Annotated in this window: 11 protein-coding genes; 9 read left to right on the top strand and 2 right to left on the bottom strand. The window is 73.0% G+C overall.

The window, feature by feature from the left end:
• The first annotated feature begins 20 nt into the window (after window positions 1-20).
• From pabB to ACQP0T_RS05280, 6 genes are read left to right on the top strand one after another with little or no spacing between them, the layout of a single operon-like run.
• Window positions 21-2072, top strand: coding sequence for an aminodeoxychorismate synthase component I (pabB, locus tag ACQP0T_RS05255; RefSeq protein WP_433871547.1), 2052 nt, complete (start codon window positions 21-23; stop codon window positions 2070-2072).
• Window positions 2072-2989 (top strand): prephenate dehydrogenase dimerization domain-containing protein, encoded by a 918-nt coding sequence (locus ACQP0T_RS05260; RefSeq protein ID WP_433871548.1) that lies wholly within the window; start codon window positions 2072-2074, stop codon window positions 2987-2989. Before pabB ends, ACQP0T_RS05260 begins: the two co-directional genes overlap by 1 nt.
• Before the next feature lie 33 nt (window positions 2990-3022).
• A complete protein-coding gene (locus ACQP0T_RS05265) occupies window positions 3023-4252 on the top strand; it encodes an aminotransferase class I/II-fold pyridoxal phosphate-dependent enzyme (RefSeq protein WP_433871549.1) in 1230 nt (409 codons plus the stop codon).
• A gap of 17 nt (window positions 4253-4269) precedes the next feature.
• Window positions 4270-6597 (top strand): peptide chain release factor N(5)-glutamine methyltransferase, encoded by a 2328-nt coding sequence (gene prmC / locus ACQP0T_RS05270; protein WP_433871550.1) that lies wholly within the window; start codon window positions 4270-4272, stop codon window positions 6595-6597.
• A gap of 4 nt (window positions 6598-6601) precedes the next feature.
• Window positions 6602-9595 (top strand): amidohydrolase family protein, encoded by a 2994-nt coding sequence (locus ACQP0T_RS05275; RefSeq protein WP_433871551.1) that lies wholly within the window; start codon window positions 6602-6604, stop codon window positions 9593-9595.
• Window positions 9596-9607: 12 nt separating this feature from the next.
• On the top strand, window positions 9608-10171 hold the full coding sequence (locus ACQP0T_RS05280; protein ID WP_433871552.1) for a GNAT family N-acetyltransferase: 564 nt from the start codon (window positions 9608-9610) through the stop codon (window positions 10169-10171).
• A 131-nt stretch (window positions 10172-10302) separates the two neighbouring features.
• Here the strand turns inward: ACQP0T_RS05280 and ACQP0T_RS05285 are convergent, their stop codons facing one another.
• A complete protein-coding gene (locus tag ACQP0T_RS05285; protein WP_433871553.1) occupies window positions 10303-10995 on the bottom strand; it encodes a type 1 glutamine amidotransferase domain-containing protein in 693 nt (230 codons plus the stop codon).
• A gap of 194 nt (window positions 10996-11189) precedes the next feature.
• On the opposite strand from ACQP0T_RS05285, the gene ACQP0T_RS05290 reads away from it, so the two are divergent.
• Window positions 11190-12068 (top strand): helix-turn-helix transcriptional regulator, encoded by an 879-nt coding sequence (locus ACQP0T_RS05290; protein WP_433871554.1) that lies wholly within the window; start codon window positions 11190-11192, stop codon window positions 12066-12068.
• Window positions 12069-12305: 237 nt separating this feature from the next.
• Complete coding sequence (locus tag ACQP0T_RS05295; RefSeq protein WP_433871555.1) at window positions 12306-13214, top strand: dioxygenase; 909 nt, start codon at window positions 12306-12308, stop codon at window positions 13212-13214.
• A 3-nt stretch (window positions 13215-13217) separates the two neighbouring features.
• Here the strand turns inward: ACQP0T_RS05295 and ACQP0T_RS05300 are convergent, their stop codons facing one another.
• Window positions 13218-14279, bottom strand: a complete 1062-nt coding sequence (locus ACQP0T_RS05300) for a methyltransferase domain-containing protein (RefSeq protein ID WP_433871556.1) — start codon at window positions 14277-14279, stop codon at window positions 13218-13220.
• Between the two features lie 175 nt (window positions 14280-14454).
• On the opposite strand from ACQP0T_RS05300, the gene ACQP0T_RS05305 reads away from it, so the two are divergent.
• Window positions 14455-15645, top strand: a complete 1191-nt coding sequence (locus ACQP0T_RS05305; RefSeq protein WP_433871557.1) for a phosphodiester glycosidase family protein — start codon at window positions 14455-14457, stop codon at window positions 15643-15645.
• Window positions 15646-15652: the final 7 nt, after the last annotated feature.

Consider the following 15652-nt stretch of genomic DNA (forward strand, 5'->3'; position numbering starts at 1 on the left):
GAGACCCGCGGAGCGTTCTGTTGCTGCGAACGTTGTTGATCGACAACTACGATTCCTTCACCTACAACCTGAGCGACCTGCTGCACCGGGTGAACGGGGCCGCGCCCCACGTGGTGACCAACGACGTGGCCTGGTCGGAGATCGACCTGGGCGACTACGACTGCATCGTGGTCTCCCCCGGCCCCGGACGTCCGCAGCGGGAGCGCGACCTCGGCATCTCGGCACTGGCGCTGAAGCAGACCCAGCTCCCGGTGCTCGGCATCTGCCTCGGCCACCAGGGTGTTTCGCACCTGCACGGAGGCCGGGTCGGGCACGCGCCGGAGCCCATGCACGGCCGGGTCAGCGAGGTGCACCACTCGGAGCAGGACCTCTTCGCCGGGTTGCCCACGCCCTTCCGGGCCGTCCGGTACCACTCGTTGGCGGTGACCGAACTGCCGCCGGACCTGGAACCGCTCGCGTGGACGCCGGACGGCGTGGTCATGGCGGTGCGGAGCCGGCGGGCACCGCAGTGGGGCGTGCAGTTCCACCCCGAATCGGTGCTCACCGAACTCGGCGCCGAACTGCTGCACAACTTCCGCACGATGGTGGAGGAAGCCGCCGGTCGGCGCGGGACGAGCGCGGTGGCGCGCCAGCGCCCGAAGTACCGGATCGAATGCCGGGAGATCGACGCCCATCCCGACCCCCGAGCCCTCTTCCTGGAGCTGTACGGGGCCTCGGACAACTCGTTCTGGCTGGACAGTTCCCGCACCGACGCGGGCATCGGCCGGTTCACGATCATGGGCGACGATTCCGGCCCGCTCGCCGAGCATCTGGCCTACTCCGTCGCCGATCGCACGTGGACGATCGCGAAACGCGGGCAGGAACCGACCACGGTGAGCGCGGGGTTCTTCGAGTACCTCGACGAGGAGTTGGCGCATCGCCAGGTCGAGCATCCGGCGGGTCTGCCCGCCGGCTTCAACCTGGGGTACGTCGGTGCCCTGGGTTACGAGCTGAAGGCCGAGACGGGCGGACGGCTCCGGCACGTGTCGCCGCTGCCCGACGCCCAGCTCGTCTTCGCCGACCGGGCGGTCGTCGTCGACCACCAGGAGCGCCGGACCTTCCTGCTCGCGCTGCTCGATCCGCGCGCGCCGGAGACGGTGCGCGACAGCGCGGCATGGCTGGACCGGACCTCCGCGGTGGTCCGGGACGTGCGCCTTCCACCCGAGCGGGCGCGGGCGGAGTCGGTGGGGGAACCACCGCGATTCCGGTTCGACCACGCCCGGCAGTCCTACCTGGATCGGATCGGCGACTGCCTGGCTGCGATCACCGACGGCGAGTCGTACGAGATCTGCCTGACCAATACCGCCGAAGCCGCACCGCTGCCGGATCCGCTGGCGGCGTACCTGCGGCTGCGGTCGGAGAGCCCGGTCCCGTTCGGCGCGTACCTGCGCGCGGGCGGCACGGCGGTGCTCAGCGCTTCGCCCGAGCGGTTCCTCGAGGTGCGCCGGGACGGTCGGGTGCAGGCCAAGCCGATCAAGGGCACCCGTCCCCGCGGCGGGAATCCCGAGGCCGACGCCGAGCTCCGGGCGGACCTGGCGGGCAATCCCAAGGACCGCGCCGAGAACCTGATGATCGTCGATCTGCTGCGCAACGACCTGCACCGGGTCTGCACGGTCGGCAGCGTGCACGTGCCCAAGCTGTTCGACGTCGAGACCTACTCGCACGTCCACCAGCTCGTCAGCACCGTCGAAGGCCGGCTGGCCCCGGGGCGCACCGCCCTGGACTGCATTCGGGCCGCCTTCCCCGGCGGCTCGATGACCGGCGCACCGAAGGTGCGCACGATGGAGATCATCGATGCGCTGGAGCGGCGGGCGCGCGGCTACTACTCCGGCGCCATCGGCTGGATCTCGCTCAGCGGCGCCGCCGATCTGAGCATCGTGATCCGCACCATCGTCAACAGCGAGCACTCCTGCACCTTCGGCGTGGGCGGCGCGATCGTGTCGCTGTCGGATCCGGAAGAGGAGCACCGCGAGACGGTGGTCAAATCCCGCGCCATGCTCTCGGCGCTCGATGCCACCACCGAGGAGGCGTGATGGCGGACCAGCACGATCCGCGCGCCGCCGTGATCGGGTACGGCCACGTGGGCCGGTTGTTCGGTGAACTGCTCGCCGGGGCCGGGTGGCAGGTCACCGCGATCGATTCGGAGCTCCCGCAGCCGGGGTCGGGCAACGGCATCCGGGATGACATCGGTGATCCCACCGCCGAATCGCGGCGCGCTCTGGCCGATGCCGAAGTGGTGGTGGTCGCGCTACCGGAACGCGCGGCGCTGACCGCGATCGACGTCCTCGACGACTGCGTCGCCGAGCAGGCGACCGTGGTCGAAACCCTGTCCCGCAAGGCGCGGTTCCGCGCCGGAGCCGAGCGGCGCCTGGCCCCGCGACCGCTGGTGAGCGTCAACCCGCTGTTCCACCCGTCGCTGGGTTGGGCGGGCAACACGGTGACCGGGTACGTCGTGCGCGGCGGTCCGACCGCGACGCGGTTGCTCGAACTGATGCGCGCGGCGGGCGCGCAGGTGCACCCGCTCGATCCGGACCAGCACGACCGGTGCGTGACGGCCGTCCAAGCCGTGTCGCACGCGGCCTTGCTCGGCTTCGCCGCCGCGCTGCCGGAGCTGGACCTGCCGACCGCCGACGTGATCGCCTGCGCGCCACCACCGGCCCGGGCGATGCTGGCCCTGGCCTCCCGGGTGCTCACCGCGAATCCGGAAACCTATTGGGACATCCAGCGCTCCGGTGAACCCGGGGACGCCGCGCGGGCGGCGCTGCGGGACTCGCTGAACCGGCTGGACGAGCAGGTCCGCGCCGGGGACGACGAGGCGTTCCAGGAATCGTTCGCGCGGCTGCGCGGCTGGCTCGGCGACGACCTCGACCGGTTCTCCGGCGACGCGGCGCACCTGCTCGACACCCTCGTCGCCCGCCGCAGCGCCGCGTCGACCGCCGACGAGCACTGACCCGATCCGCAAGCCCTACCCACGAGGAGCAAGGTGACCAGCGCGAAGGAAGCGCCGCCGACCAACCGGATCGTCCAGCGGTCGGCCGCCACCACTGACATGTACGACCGGGCTGTCCAGGCCGGGCTGACCGGGCACACCATCACGAGCCGCTCCGGGAAGGCGGTGCGCCTGACCGACGGGCGCGAGTGCGTCGAGTTCGTGTCGTGCTCGTACCTGGGCTTGGAGGACCACCCCCGGCTGGTCCAGGCCGTGCGCACCGCGCTCGACAAGTACGGAACGCACTTCTCGTCCTCGCGCAACAGCGTCCAGCCGGCCGAGCTCGACGAGCTGGAGGAGTTGCTGGGCGAGATCTACCCGGGCATGAGCACCGTGGTGTTCAACTCGGTGAGCAGCGTGCACCTGGGCGTGCTCCCGCTGCTCGCCTCCGGGATCCTGCCCAGCTACCCGGTTTCCGGCAACGGGCCGCTGTTCGTCGTCGACCGCACGGCGCACGCCTCCATGCAGGCCATCCGCGGTGTGCTGGAGCAGATCGGGCCGGTCGTGCGGTTCCGCAGCGAGGACCCCGACACGCTCACCACCGCGCTGGCCCGGGCGGACGGCCGGACTCCCATCGTCCTGGTCGACGGGATCGGGTCGATGGGCGGTCTGATCGACGTCGCCGCGCTGCGCGACGCCGCCGCCGAGCACGGCGGGTACGTCTACATCGACGACGCGCACGGCATCTCGATCAGCGGGCGGCACGGCGCCGGGTACGCCTACGGGGCGCTGGGCGACCGGCTCACCCCGAACACCCTGCTGGTCGGGTCGCTGTCGAAGGCCTTCGGCGGCTCCGGCGGGTTCATCGCCGCGCACTCCGCCGCCGACGCGGCGGTGCTGCGGCGGGAGGCGAACCCGATGGTGTTCGGGCACTCGAACATGATCACGCACGTCGCCCTCAACGCCGAGTCGGCGCGGATGCACCTGGACGGCACGGTGGCCACGCTGCAGGAACAGCTGTGGGCCAACGTCGAGCTCTTCGACGAGCACAACTCCCGGAACCTGGTCAACGCGGGAGTCCGCTCGCCCGTCCGGGGCTTGGCGATGGAAACCGAAGAGGCCGCGTTCGACAGCGCCGTGCGTCTGCACGAGGCAGGCATCCTCTGCTTCCCCGTCTTCTACCCCGTCGTCGCCCGCGGCACCGGGCTGCTGCGCTTCGCGCTCTCCGCGAACCACACGCCCGCCCAGATCGAGTCGATCGCCCACCACCTCACCGCCGCCTGAAGCGCAGGAGACCTCCGATGACCCCTCCCCAGAACGGTTTCGACGTGCTCGTCGTGGGCAACGGTGCCCTCGGCTCCTCGCTGGCCGTCGAGCTGGCCGGCCGGCAGGCGTCGGTCGCGCTCGTCGGTCCCGCCCACCGCCCGTACGCGGCCTCCACCGCGGCCGGTGCCATGCTCGGCTGCTTCGGCGAAGTCACGACCTCCTTGCTGGACAACGCCCACGGCATGGCCAAGTTCGACCTGGACATCAAGGCCAAGGACGTCTGGCCGGAGTGGCTGGAGACCCTCTCCGACGGAACCTCCGACGGCCGCGAGATCCTCAGCGCGACGGGCACCACCGTGCTGCTCAACTCGGTCGGCACCGGGCCGATCGACTCGGGCAACTTCGCCGCCATCCGCGCGATGCTCGACAAGCACGCCGAGCCGTACGAGAAGGTCGAGCCGGACGACATCGGCTGGCTCGACCCGGACCCGAACTCCCGCCCGCTCGAAGCCCTGCACATCCCGGGTGAGCACGCGGTGGACTCCGGGCGGCTGCTGCGACGCCTGGAGCGCACCGCGTCCGATCGCGGTGCGCACGTGGTGGACGCCCGGGCGACCTCGCTGATCACCGAAGCGGGGGAGATCCGCGGTGTGGTCCTGGACGACGGCGAGCAGCTGACCGCCCGGAAGGTCGTGCTGGCCGGCGGGGTCGGCTCGCAGGAGCTGATCGACTCGGTGCCCGGGCTCGGGGACTGCATCCCCCGCCTGGTCGCCGGTTACGGCGTGTCGGCCATCATGACCACGCAGGACGGCACGCAGCCGGAATCGGTGATCCGCACCCCCAACCGCGCCTTCGCCTGCGGTCTGCACGTCGTGCCGCGCGGCATGGCCCGGGTGTACGTCGGCGCGACCAACATCATCAACCCGTTCCCGCTGGCCGATCCGGTGCTGCGCGACCTGGAGTTCCTGCTCGGCTGCGCGCACCGGCAGATCCGCCGGAACCTCTGGTCCAGCAGCATCGTGCAGACCAACGTCGGCAACCGGCCGGTCTCGCTGGACGGTTTCCCGCTGCTGGGCGAGACCGCGGTCAACGGGCTGTGGATGATGACCGGCACCTACCGCGACGGGCTGTTCCTGTCACCGCTGCTGGCGCAGGAGTTCGCCCGCCGGCTGGACGGTCAGCGGCCCGAGCTGGAGCTGGACCCGTTCACCCCGGAACGCGCGCCGCTGGCGGGCGCGTCCCGGGAGGCGGTCATCGGCACGACCGTCGAGCACATGCTGGCGACCGGGTACGAGCACCACTGGAACATCCCGACCGACTGGCAGGAGTACCTCGCCGCCGACCTCAAGCCGATCTACACGCGCTGGGCCGACGAGATCGACGCCGAGTTCACCCCACCGCCGGAACTGCTCGCCTCGTCCCGTCTGCACCCGCACATGGTCGACTGGATGCGGACCTACTACGACAACTGCCGCGCCAAGTTCGGCCGCCCCGAGCAGGCGGGGACCTCGACCGGGCGCGAGCAGGTGGCGCGGGCGCGGGAAGTTCTCACCAGCGCGCAGGTCTGGGCGCCGGAGCAGGACGCGATCGCCCTGGCCGCGCACGCCTCCGACCGCACCGCCGAGGAGTTGGACCTCGACGCGCCGCTGGCCGGTCACGCGGCCGAGGAGTTCTGGGCGCTGGTGCGCCGCCGCGCCAGCCGGGTGCCGCTGGAGTACCTGATCGGCCGGGCCGCCCTGTTCGACCTCGAATTCCACGTCAGCGAAGGCGTTTTCATCCCGCGCGTGCACTCCGAAGCCATGGTCGAGGACGCGCTCGCGCGCTGCGCCGCGGACCCGCCGCGAGTGGTCGACCTGTGCACCGGCTCGGGTGCCATCGCGCTGGCGATCGCCGCCCGGCGGCCCGGCTCGTCGGTCACCGGAGTGGACGTCTCCGCCACCGCCGTCCAGTGCGCCAAGCACAACGCCGAGCGGCTGCGGGAACGGGTGAGGGGTACCGCGGAGTTCCTCGAAGGGGATGCCGCGTCCCCGGCGCTGCTGGACGACCTGGACGGTTCGGTGGACCTGGTCACCGCCAATCCGCCGTACGTGCCGCACCGCCTGCAGATCCCGCCGGAGTGGGCGGTCCACCAACCCAAGGAGGCGATCTACTCCGGCTGGGACGGGCTGGACCTGACCCGCGCGGTGGCCGCGACCGCGGCCCGGCTGCTCAAGCCCGGCGGTGTGCTGGCGATCGAGCACTACGACGCCGTGGTCGACGAGGTCGTCGACATCCTGCGGTCGGCCGGGTTCACCGCGGTGACCAGCCATCCCGACCACGACGGCTTCGCCCGGTACGTCACGGCACGGCGGTCGGAGGCCTGACCAGGTGTACCTGTCCCGACGCACCCTGTTCAAGGGTGGCGTGGTGCTCGGCGGCGCGAGCGCACTCACCGGGTGCGCCGCGTCGCCGGCGTCGACCGGAACGGCCGTCCACCACGCCACCAACCTGGCCGTGTCCTACCACGCGGGCACCCGGACGCTGGCGTTCGACGTCGGCAACGCGCTGTGGGTCCTCCCGCTCGCCGGGGGCCGGGCCAGACGGCTCACCGACGACGTGGAGGATGCGACCTGGCCGTCGTTCTTCCCCGACGGCAAGCGGATCGCGTTCCAGTCCTTCCGCGACGGCGCCTACGACGTCCGCGTCGTCGACGTGACCTCCGGCGCGGTCGAGCGGCTCACCCGAGGCCCCCGCTACGACCTGGACCCCTGCGCGTCCCCGGACGGCCGCTCCGTGGCGTACGTGTCGGACGCGGGCGGGACCAGCGCGGTGTGGCTCGTCGACCGGCCGGGCGGTCGGCCACGGCCGCTGGTCGGCACCGACGACGACCGCTCCTACCATTCCCCGACCTGGCATCCGCGCGGCGATCGCATCGCCTACGTGGCGGGGGAGACCACCATCGAGGTCCTGCACCTGACCACCGGCCGCCGGGAGGCCCTGCACCACGCCCCGGAGGCGCAGTGGTTCCGGGGCACGTCCTACGGGCCGGGCGGGGATCTCGCGCACGTCCTGGTGGACGGCCCCCGCGCGACGCTGTTCGTCAACGGCGCAGCCCTGACCACGCCTCCCGAGGAGCCCGCGCCGCTGCCTCCGGCGTGGATCTCGGCGACCGAGCTCGCCTACGGCGCGAACGGCGAGCTGCGACGCCGGCGGCTCGGCAGTGCGTCCGCTGCGGCGATCCCGTTCAGCGCGGCCCTGACGGCGCCCGGCAGCCCGCCGCCGATCCGGAGCTCGATCTCCTTGCCCGAGGAGTCGGCCGTGCGGGGCATCGCCGGTCCGGCGCTGTCCCCGGACGGCTCAGCGGTGTGCTTCCGCGCGCTGAACGCGCTCTGGCTGCTGCGATTCGGCGGCGGGGCGGAGAAGGTCGTCGACGACGGCTACTTCAACTCCGACCCGTCGTGGTTCCCCGATGGGCGCTCGCTGGCCTACAGCAGTGACCGGACCGGGGTGCCGAACCTGTGGCGGCACACCGTCGGCGGCGGCGCGGACGAGCGGCTGACCGACCTGCCCGACGGGGCGCTGGTGCCGAGCGTTGCGCCGGGCGGCGACCGGATCGCGTTCCAGGACGAGACCGGGGCCACCTCCGTCCTCGACCTCGCCACGCGGGAGGTCCGGGAAGTCGTCCCGGCCAGCTACTACCCCGGGAAGCCGTCCTGGTCCCCGGACGGCCGCCACCTCGCCATGGCCGTCATCCAGGCCGCCTCGGAACGCGACACCGCCGGGCACAACCAGATCATGGTGGTGGACGTCCGGACCGCGGCGAGCCGGATCCAGCCCGTCGCGCCGGAGCGGTCCATCGCCACCCGCGGCGACGACGGGCCGGTCTGGACGGCGGACGGCGAACACCTCGTGGTCGTCATCGACAGCCTGGTGCACCGCGTTCCCGTCACCCCGGACGGGAGGGTCTCCGGCGTCCCGGAACAGCTCTCCGACCTCGTCGCCGACTCGGTCTCCGCATCGGCGAACGGCGAGGTGGTGTTCCTGTCCCTCGGTGAGCTGGCGTTCGTGGGCGGACGCAGGCACCGCCCGCCGATCACGTGCCGGCGGCGCACCCCGCCGCCGCGGACGGTCATCCGCGCCGGCGCGATGTGGGACGGGCACGCCGACGGCTACCGGCGCCAGGTGGACATCACCGTCGAGAACGGCGTCATCACCGGCATCGAGGACAGCCGACCGGATGTCCGGCCCACGACGGACGCCAGTGCGCGGACGGTCCTCCCCGGGCTCATCGACACCCACAACCACTGGCACTTCCGGGGCCGCCAGTGGGGCAGTCGGCAAGGCCCGCTGTGGCTGTCCTACGGCGTCACGACGAGCCGCTCACCCGGCGACCCGGCCTACCAGATGTTGGAGACCCGCGAGGCGATCCACTCCGGTGCCGCGGTCGGCCCGCGCTACCTGGGCTCCGGCGAGCCGCTGGACGGTGGGCGCTGCTACTTCGGGTTCATGCGCTGCGTCTCCTCCGAGGAGCAGCTCGCCCGCGAACTGCGGCGCATCATCGCGCTCGACTACAACGTGGTGAAGTCCTACCAGCGCCTGCCGGTGGCGCTGGAGCACACGCTCCTCCGCGCCCTGCGGGATGCCGGTGTCCCCGTGGTGTCGCACTACCTGTACCCGGCGGTGGCGACCGGTCTCAACGGCATGGAGCACACCGGCGGCGGCAATCGGCTCGGCTACTCGCGGACCCTCAGCGCCGCGGGGGGCCGCACCGCCGAGGACACCGTCGCGCTGCTCAGCAACTCGCACATGTGGGTGTCGTCGACGCTGCTGTTCGCCAACGAGATGTTCCTGGACTCGCCGGACCTCGTGTCGGACCGGCGGACCGAGGTGCTGTTCCCGTGGTGGGAATACGAGCGGCTGCTGGAGAAGGTGCGCCAGGCCGGCGAGCCGGGCAACGAGCTGAACCGGGCCTGGACCGCGGGCGACGTCGACCTGCTGCTGCGGGTGCACCGAGCCGGCGGCACCGTCGTCGCCGGCACCGATGCGCCGCTGGACGACCTGGGCATCGGCATCCACCAGAACCTCCGCGCCATGGTCGAGCACGGCTTCTCCCCGGTGGACGCGCTCAAGACCGCGACCACCAACGCCGCGCGCTGCCTCGGCGCGGAAGGCGAGCTGGGCGCTCTCCGGGTGGGGGCCCGCGCCGACCTGCTCGTCGTCGACGGCGACCCGCTCCGGGACGTCCGGGATGCCGCGCGCATCGAGCGGATATTCGTCGATGGCCACGAACACGACATCGACGGCATCCTGGCGCCGTTCGAAGATCTCGCCGACCGTCGCGGTACTCGACCGCGTCCGTTCACACCGCAGCGCTGCTGCTAGAGAGGAGAATGAATGCTCGAAATCACCCAGCCGATCAAAACCGAGCGCCTGGTGCTCCGGCCGTTCACCGAGGCCGACGAGGACGACATGCTCGCGTTCGAGTCGATCCCCGAGGTGGCCCGCTACCTGTTCAACGAGCCGCGCACCCGCGAGGACAACGCCAAGGAGCTGGCCCTGCGCGTGCAGCAGACCGCGCTGCGCAAGGAGGGCGACACGCTGATGCTCGCCATCGAGCAGGGCGGCACGGTCATCGGCTACACCCTGCTGATCTGGCTCAGCGAGCAGAACAAGCAGGGCGAGTTCGGCTACGTGCTGCACTCCGACCACCACGGCAGCGGTTACGCCTCGGAAGCCTCGGTGGAGATGCTGCGGCTCGGTTTCGAACAGCTCGGCCTGCACCGCATCATCGGGCGCTGCGACCCGCGCAACACCGGTTCCGCGCGGCTGATGGAGCGCCTCGGCCTGCGCAAGGAGGCGCACTTCGTCGAGTCGGAGATCTTCAAGGGCGAGTGGGGCGGCGAGCTGCACTACGCCATGCTGGCCCGCGAATGGGCGGAGTCCCGCTGGGCGTCGTGACCGCCTGAGCCGCGGCAGGCGCCGGTGGTACGCGCCGCCACCGGCCGAAGGACCCGCTGACCTGGGGCTCCAGGTCAGCGGGTCCCCCGTCGGTGCGCGACTCGCGCGGTCCGCGGCGGACGGGTTCGCCGTTAGGCGAGAGCGGCGACCACGGCCTCGGCCATCGGGGCGCTCGAAGCCGGGTTCTGGCCGGTGAACAGGTTCCCGTCCTGGACGGTGAACGCTGCGTAGGCCGGGCCGCTGGAGTGCTTCGCGCCCCGCTCGCGCAGCCTGCTGGCGAGCAGCCACGGGGCGCCTTCCGCCGTGCCGAAGAGCTGCTCCTCCTCGTCGGTGAACGCGGCCATCTCCCGCCCGGCGAACAACCACCCGCCTTCCGCGTCCACGGCGGACAGCAGCCCCGCGGGTCCGTGGCAGACGGCTCCGATGGGCTTCCCGGCGGCATCGGCCGCGGTGAGCAGCCTGCCGAGATCGGGGTCCTGGTGGAGGTCGACCACCGGCCCGTGCCCGCCCGGCAGGACCACCGCGACGTAGTCGCCGCCGTCGACCGCACCGAGATCGAGCAGCGGTCCGAACTCCCGCAGGGCCTTCGCGGCGTGCTCGACGTAGCGGGCGCAGTCCGCCCCGGCGACCTCCGGATCGGCGCTGTGCTGGTCGAGCGGTTGCAGCACCCCACCCGGGGAGGCGAAGTCGACCGCGTAGCCCGCCTGGACGAACGTCTCGTGCGGCGCGGCGAGCTCCTCGGCCCAGTAGCCGGTCGGGTACGACGAACCGTCGGTGCGCTCCCAGGTGCTGGCAGCGGACATGACGATCAGAACCTTGCTCACGAATGTCCATCCTTCGCTGGTGGTGGGATCGATGTGCGTTCCGGCGCCGGTATGCCTCCAGCGTGGCGCGGCGCGACCGGGATCGGGGGCCCATCCCGTGCCCTGCACGAGCTAGGACGGGGCAACCTAGGACTCGGCGTCCTAGGACGCACCGGGCCGATCGCCGACGAGCCGCTTCGGGGACGATGGGTTCCGTGGTCGCTGCCAATCGCGAACTCGCCGACTTCCTGCGGCGCAACCGCGCCCAGGTCGACCCGTCCCGGGCGGGGCTACCGCCCGACGGGCGGGTGCGCCGCGTGCCCGGACTGCGCCGCGAGGAAGTCGCCCGGCTGGCCGGGGTGTCGACCGACTACTACGCCCGGCTCGAGCAGGGACGACGCATCGTGCCCTCCGCGGCCGTCGTGGCGGCGATCGGCCGGGCGCTGGCGCTCGACGCCGCGGGGCGCGCGCACCTCGAAGACCTGTTCGGGCTGACCGCGGCCCCCGCTCGTCGACGGGACCGAGGCGTCCAACGGGTGCGTCCCGGGCTCCGCCAGCTGCTCGACTCCCTCGACGGGGAGCCCGCGCTCCTCTTGGGCCGCCGCACCGACGTCCTGGCCGCCAACCGGATGGCCGGGGCGCTGTTCACCGACTTCGACCGGATGCCCGCGACGCGGCGCAACTACGCCCGCTGGATGTTCCTCGACGAGGACGCCCGGTCGCTGTTCGTGGACTGGCCGGACCAGGCCAGGGCCGCCGTCGAAAGCCTGCGGTTCGAAGCCGGCCGCGACCCCGACGACCGCACGACCGCCGAGCTCGTCGCCGAACTCCGCGAGCGCAGCCGCGAATTCGACCTGTGGTGGGAACAGCACCGGGTCCACCAGCGCACCTACGGCTCGAAGCGCCTGCGCCACCCGCTCGTCGGGGAGCTGACCGTCGAGTACGAAACCCTGGCCCTGCCCGGCGACCCCGGTACGAGCCTGTTCCTCTACACCACCGAAGCCGGATCCCCGTCCCGGCGCGCCATGGACCTCCTCGCCACCGCGGACGTCCAGCACCAGGGCCACCGGCCCGGCCCCGACACCGAGCGATGACCAGCCGCCGCGGCCCGGGTCCGCCACCGGGACCACCGGTCGGCCGATGACAGCACCGGCGCCAGGAGCCGGTTCTCGACCACACCAACCCCTGGCGCCGCCGCGTTCGGCGCGGACGCGACTCCCGGAACGGCCGAGCTGATCCTTACCGTGGTCTTCGAAGGCCACGCGCCGACCTGGAACCGCTCCCGCGCGTCGCGCACGCGGGAGCCCCGCCCGGTGAGAGGTAGCCCCGCCATGACCGAGAACCACGAGCCCACGCCGGTCCCGGCCGAGCAGGCCGCCGTCGAGGACCGCGTCGTCGAGGACGTCCTGGCGTCCTTCGACGGCACCCCCGATCCGCGGCTGAAGCAGGTGATGCGGTCGCTGACGCGGCACCTGCACGCGTTCATCCGCGACGTGCGCCTGACCGAGCGGGAGTGGAACACCGCGATCGAGTTCCTCACCGCCGTCGGCGACATCACCGACGACGAGCGGCAGGAGTTCGTGCTGCTGTCCGACGTGCTCGGCGCCTCCATGCAGACCATCGCCGTGAACAACCGGTCCTACGCCGGTGCCACCGAGGCCACCGTCTTCGGGCCGTTCTTCGTCGAGGACTCCCCGGAGATCCCCCTCGGCGGTGATCTCGCGGGCAGCGCGCCCGGTCAGCCGTGCTGGGTCGAGGGCACCGTCATCGACACCGAGGGCGCTCCCGTGCCCGGCGCGCGCATCGAGGTGTGGGAGTGCGACGAGGACGGCTTCTACGACGTCCAGCACTCCGACGGCCGCGTCGCCGGTCGCGCCCACCTGCACTCCGACGCCGACGGCCGGTACCGGTTCTGGGGCCTGACGCCGGTGCCCTACCCCATCCCGCACGACGGCCCGGTCGGCAGGATGCTCGACGCCGCCGGCCGCTCGCCGGTGCGTGCGGCGCACCTGCACTTCATGGTCACCGCGGCGGGCCGGCGCACGCTCGTCACGCACATCTTCGTCGAGGGCGACCCGCAGCTCGCGATCGGCGACTGCGTCTTCGGCGTCAAGGACTCGTTGGTCAAGCGGTTCGAGCAGCAGGACCCCGGGACGCCGACCCCCGACGGGCGCGAGCTCGGCGACCGGACGTGGGCCCGCTGCCGCTTCGACGTCGTCCTCGCCCCGGCCGGGTCCTGAGCCTCAGCCGGTGAGCGTGACCACCGAGGGGTGCGTGCCGAACAGGCTCACCGGGCGGACCTCGCGGACCCGCAGCCCGGCGGCCTCCGCCGCGGCGCGCTGCGCCTCCGCCTCGTGCAGCAGCAGCACCGCGCGCCCCGAACCGGACAGCACCCGCCGGATCTCCCGGTGGAAGCGGTCCGGGCGCGCGGCCAGCGAGCCGTGCGCGGCGACCTGGCGGTCCCAGGGCGGGTTGCTCACGATCCGGTCGATCCGGCCGGTGGCGACGGGCAGCCTGCCCGCGTCGGACCGCAGCCAGGTCGCCGCGGTGCCGGTGGTGGCGGCGTTCGCCGTGGCCGCGGCCAGGGCGCGCGGGTCGTGGTCGGCGCCGAGCAGCCGCGCCCCCAGGCCCAGGTCGGCGGCCTCGATGAGGAGGGTGCCGGTGCCGCAGCACGGGTCGAGCACGGTGTCGGTCGGACCGGTGCCGGCCAGCAGGGCCATGGCGGCGGCCAGCGGCGGGTGCAGGGTGCCCGGGGTCGAGGCCTGCTTGTAGGGCCTGCGGTGCAGCGGCCGGTCACCGATGCGCAGGGCCAGCGCCGCCTGGGTGCCCTCGATCGTGACCCGGAACGACAGGGACCCCTCGGGCGGAGCGCTGCCGCCCCGCCGGGAGTGGTACGGCAGCCCGAGGGCGTCGGCGATCTCGGTGCCGACGGCGTCCTCGATGTCGTAGCGGTTGTAGTTGCGCTTGCCGAGGAAGGACGCGGCGACGTCCACGGCCGTCGCGGTGCCGACGCCGCCGCAGCGGGCCCGGGTCCGCAGCAGCTCGCCCGGCTCGCCGGTCCGGGCGGCCTCGGCCAACCGGGCCAGTTCCCGCTTCGTGTGCCCGACGTCGTCGACGACGTCGGCGAGCAGGAACAGGTCGTCGACGGTGCGCAGGTCCAGCAGGCGGGGGTCGGGGCGGTCCGCGGTGAACCACACCTCGCGATGGCGGGTGCGCTCGACCCGGCCGAGGTCGCGCCCGGTCAGCTCCTCGGCGGCGACGTCCTCCAGCCCGCGGAGGGTCCGCGCCAGCACCCGCACCGTCACCGTCCTCGTCCCTTCCGTCGGCGGAGAAGCGCACGATAGCCGCCCGACGTGCGCGAGCGTAGCGCGGGGCGGAGCGGGTGGGCGGCTGACCTCGGCACCGCCGTTCACCGGGGATTCAGGGGCCGGCCGCGTGGCGCTCGGCTCGGCGGCACCGGTCGGTGGCAGCTTTCTCGCCATGACTTCGATGCGCCCTCCGCGCCGGTCCGCCGCGTTCGCCGTCGCGGTCGTGCTCGGGCTCCTGGTGCCGCCGACGGCGTCGGCGAGCGGGCGGGTCGCCCCGGGGATCGACCACCGGCCGTTCACCGTGACCACCGGGCACGGCGCGGTCAACGGCCACCTGCTCACCGTCGACCTGCACCGGGCGCGCCTCGGGCTGCTCCACCCGGGCTCGATCGCCGCTCGCGACGAGGTGCCGGACATGGCCAACGCGCGGGGTGCGGTCGCCGGGTTCAACGGCGACTTCTTCAACATCAGCTCGGTGCACGAGGGCGTCGAGCCGACCGGCTCCTCGGTCGGGCCGGAGATCGCCGCCGGGCGCGACCGGAAGGGCGCGGTGCCCGCGGGCCAGCGGTTCGGGCCCGGGCTGCCGGCGGGCACCTCCACCTGGGACGTGTTCGGCGTCGGCGTGGACCGCCAGGCGCGGGTCGCCGACCTCGACCTCACCGGGTACGCGCGGACCAGCGAGGGCACGTTCGACCTGGAGGGCCTGAACCAGTACGCGGTGGCGGAGGACGGCATCGGCGTGTTCACCAGCGAGTGGGGCCCCATGTCGCGGGTGCGCTCGACCTGCGGCACCGACACCAGCCGGACCGCGCCGTGCAGCGCGGAGACCGAGGAGGTCGTCGTGCGGGACGGGGTCGTGGTCGCCGAGCACGAGGAACCCGGTGCCGGGGCGATCCCGCGCGGCACCACCGTGCTGGTGGGCCGGGAGGACGGCGCCGCCGAGCTGGAGTCCCTCGACCCGGGCGACCGGGTGCGCGTGCGGCCCCGGCTGGTCGCCGAGGACGCCCCGCCGTTCCGGTTCGCGGTGGGCGGTTTCCCGATCCTGCGCGACGGGGCGCCGCTGGCCGGGCTCGACGCGGGCGAGCTCGCGCCCCGCACGGCCGCCGGGGCCAGCGCCGACGGCCGGTTCGCCTACCTCGTCGTGGTGGACGGGCGCTCCGCGGTCAGCGCCGGGATGACCGTCGCCGAGCTCGCCGACCTGCTGCGCTCGTTCGGCGCCGACGACGCGGTCAACCTCGACGGCGGCGGCTCGTCGACGTTCGCGCTGCGCGGGCCCGGCGAGGACGCGGCCACGGTGCGCAACGTGCCCTCGGACGGCAAGCCCCGCCCGGTCGCCAACGGCATCGGCGTGTTCCCCCGCTGAGCGGTGG

Origin of the sequence: Saccharopolyspora sp. CA-218241, assembly GCF_050954615.1 — a bacterium.
In the GTDB taxonomy this organism is placed as follows: Bacteria; Actinomycetota; Actinomycetes; order Mycobacteriales; family Pseudonocardiaceae; genus Saccharopolyspora; species Saccharopolyspora cebuensis.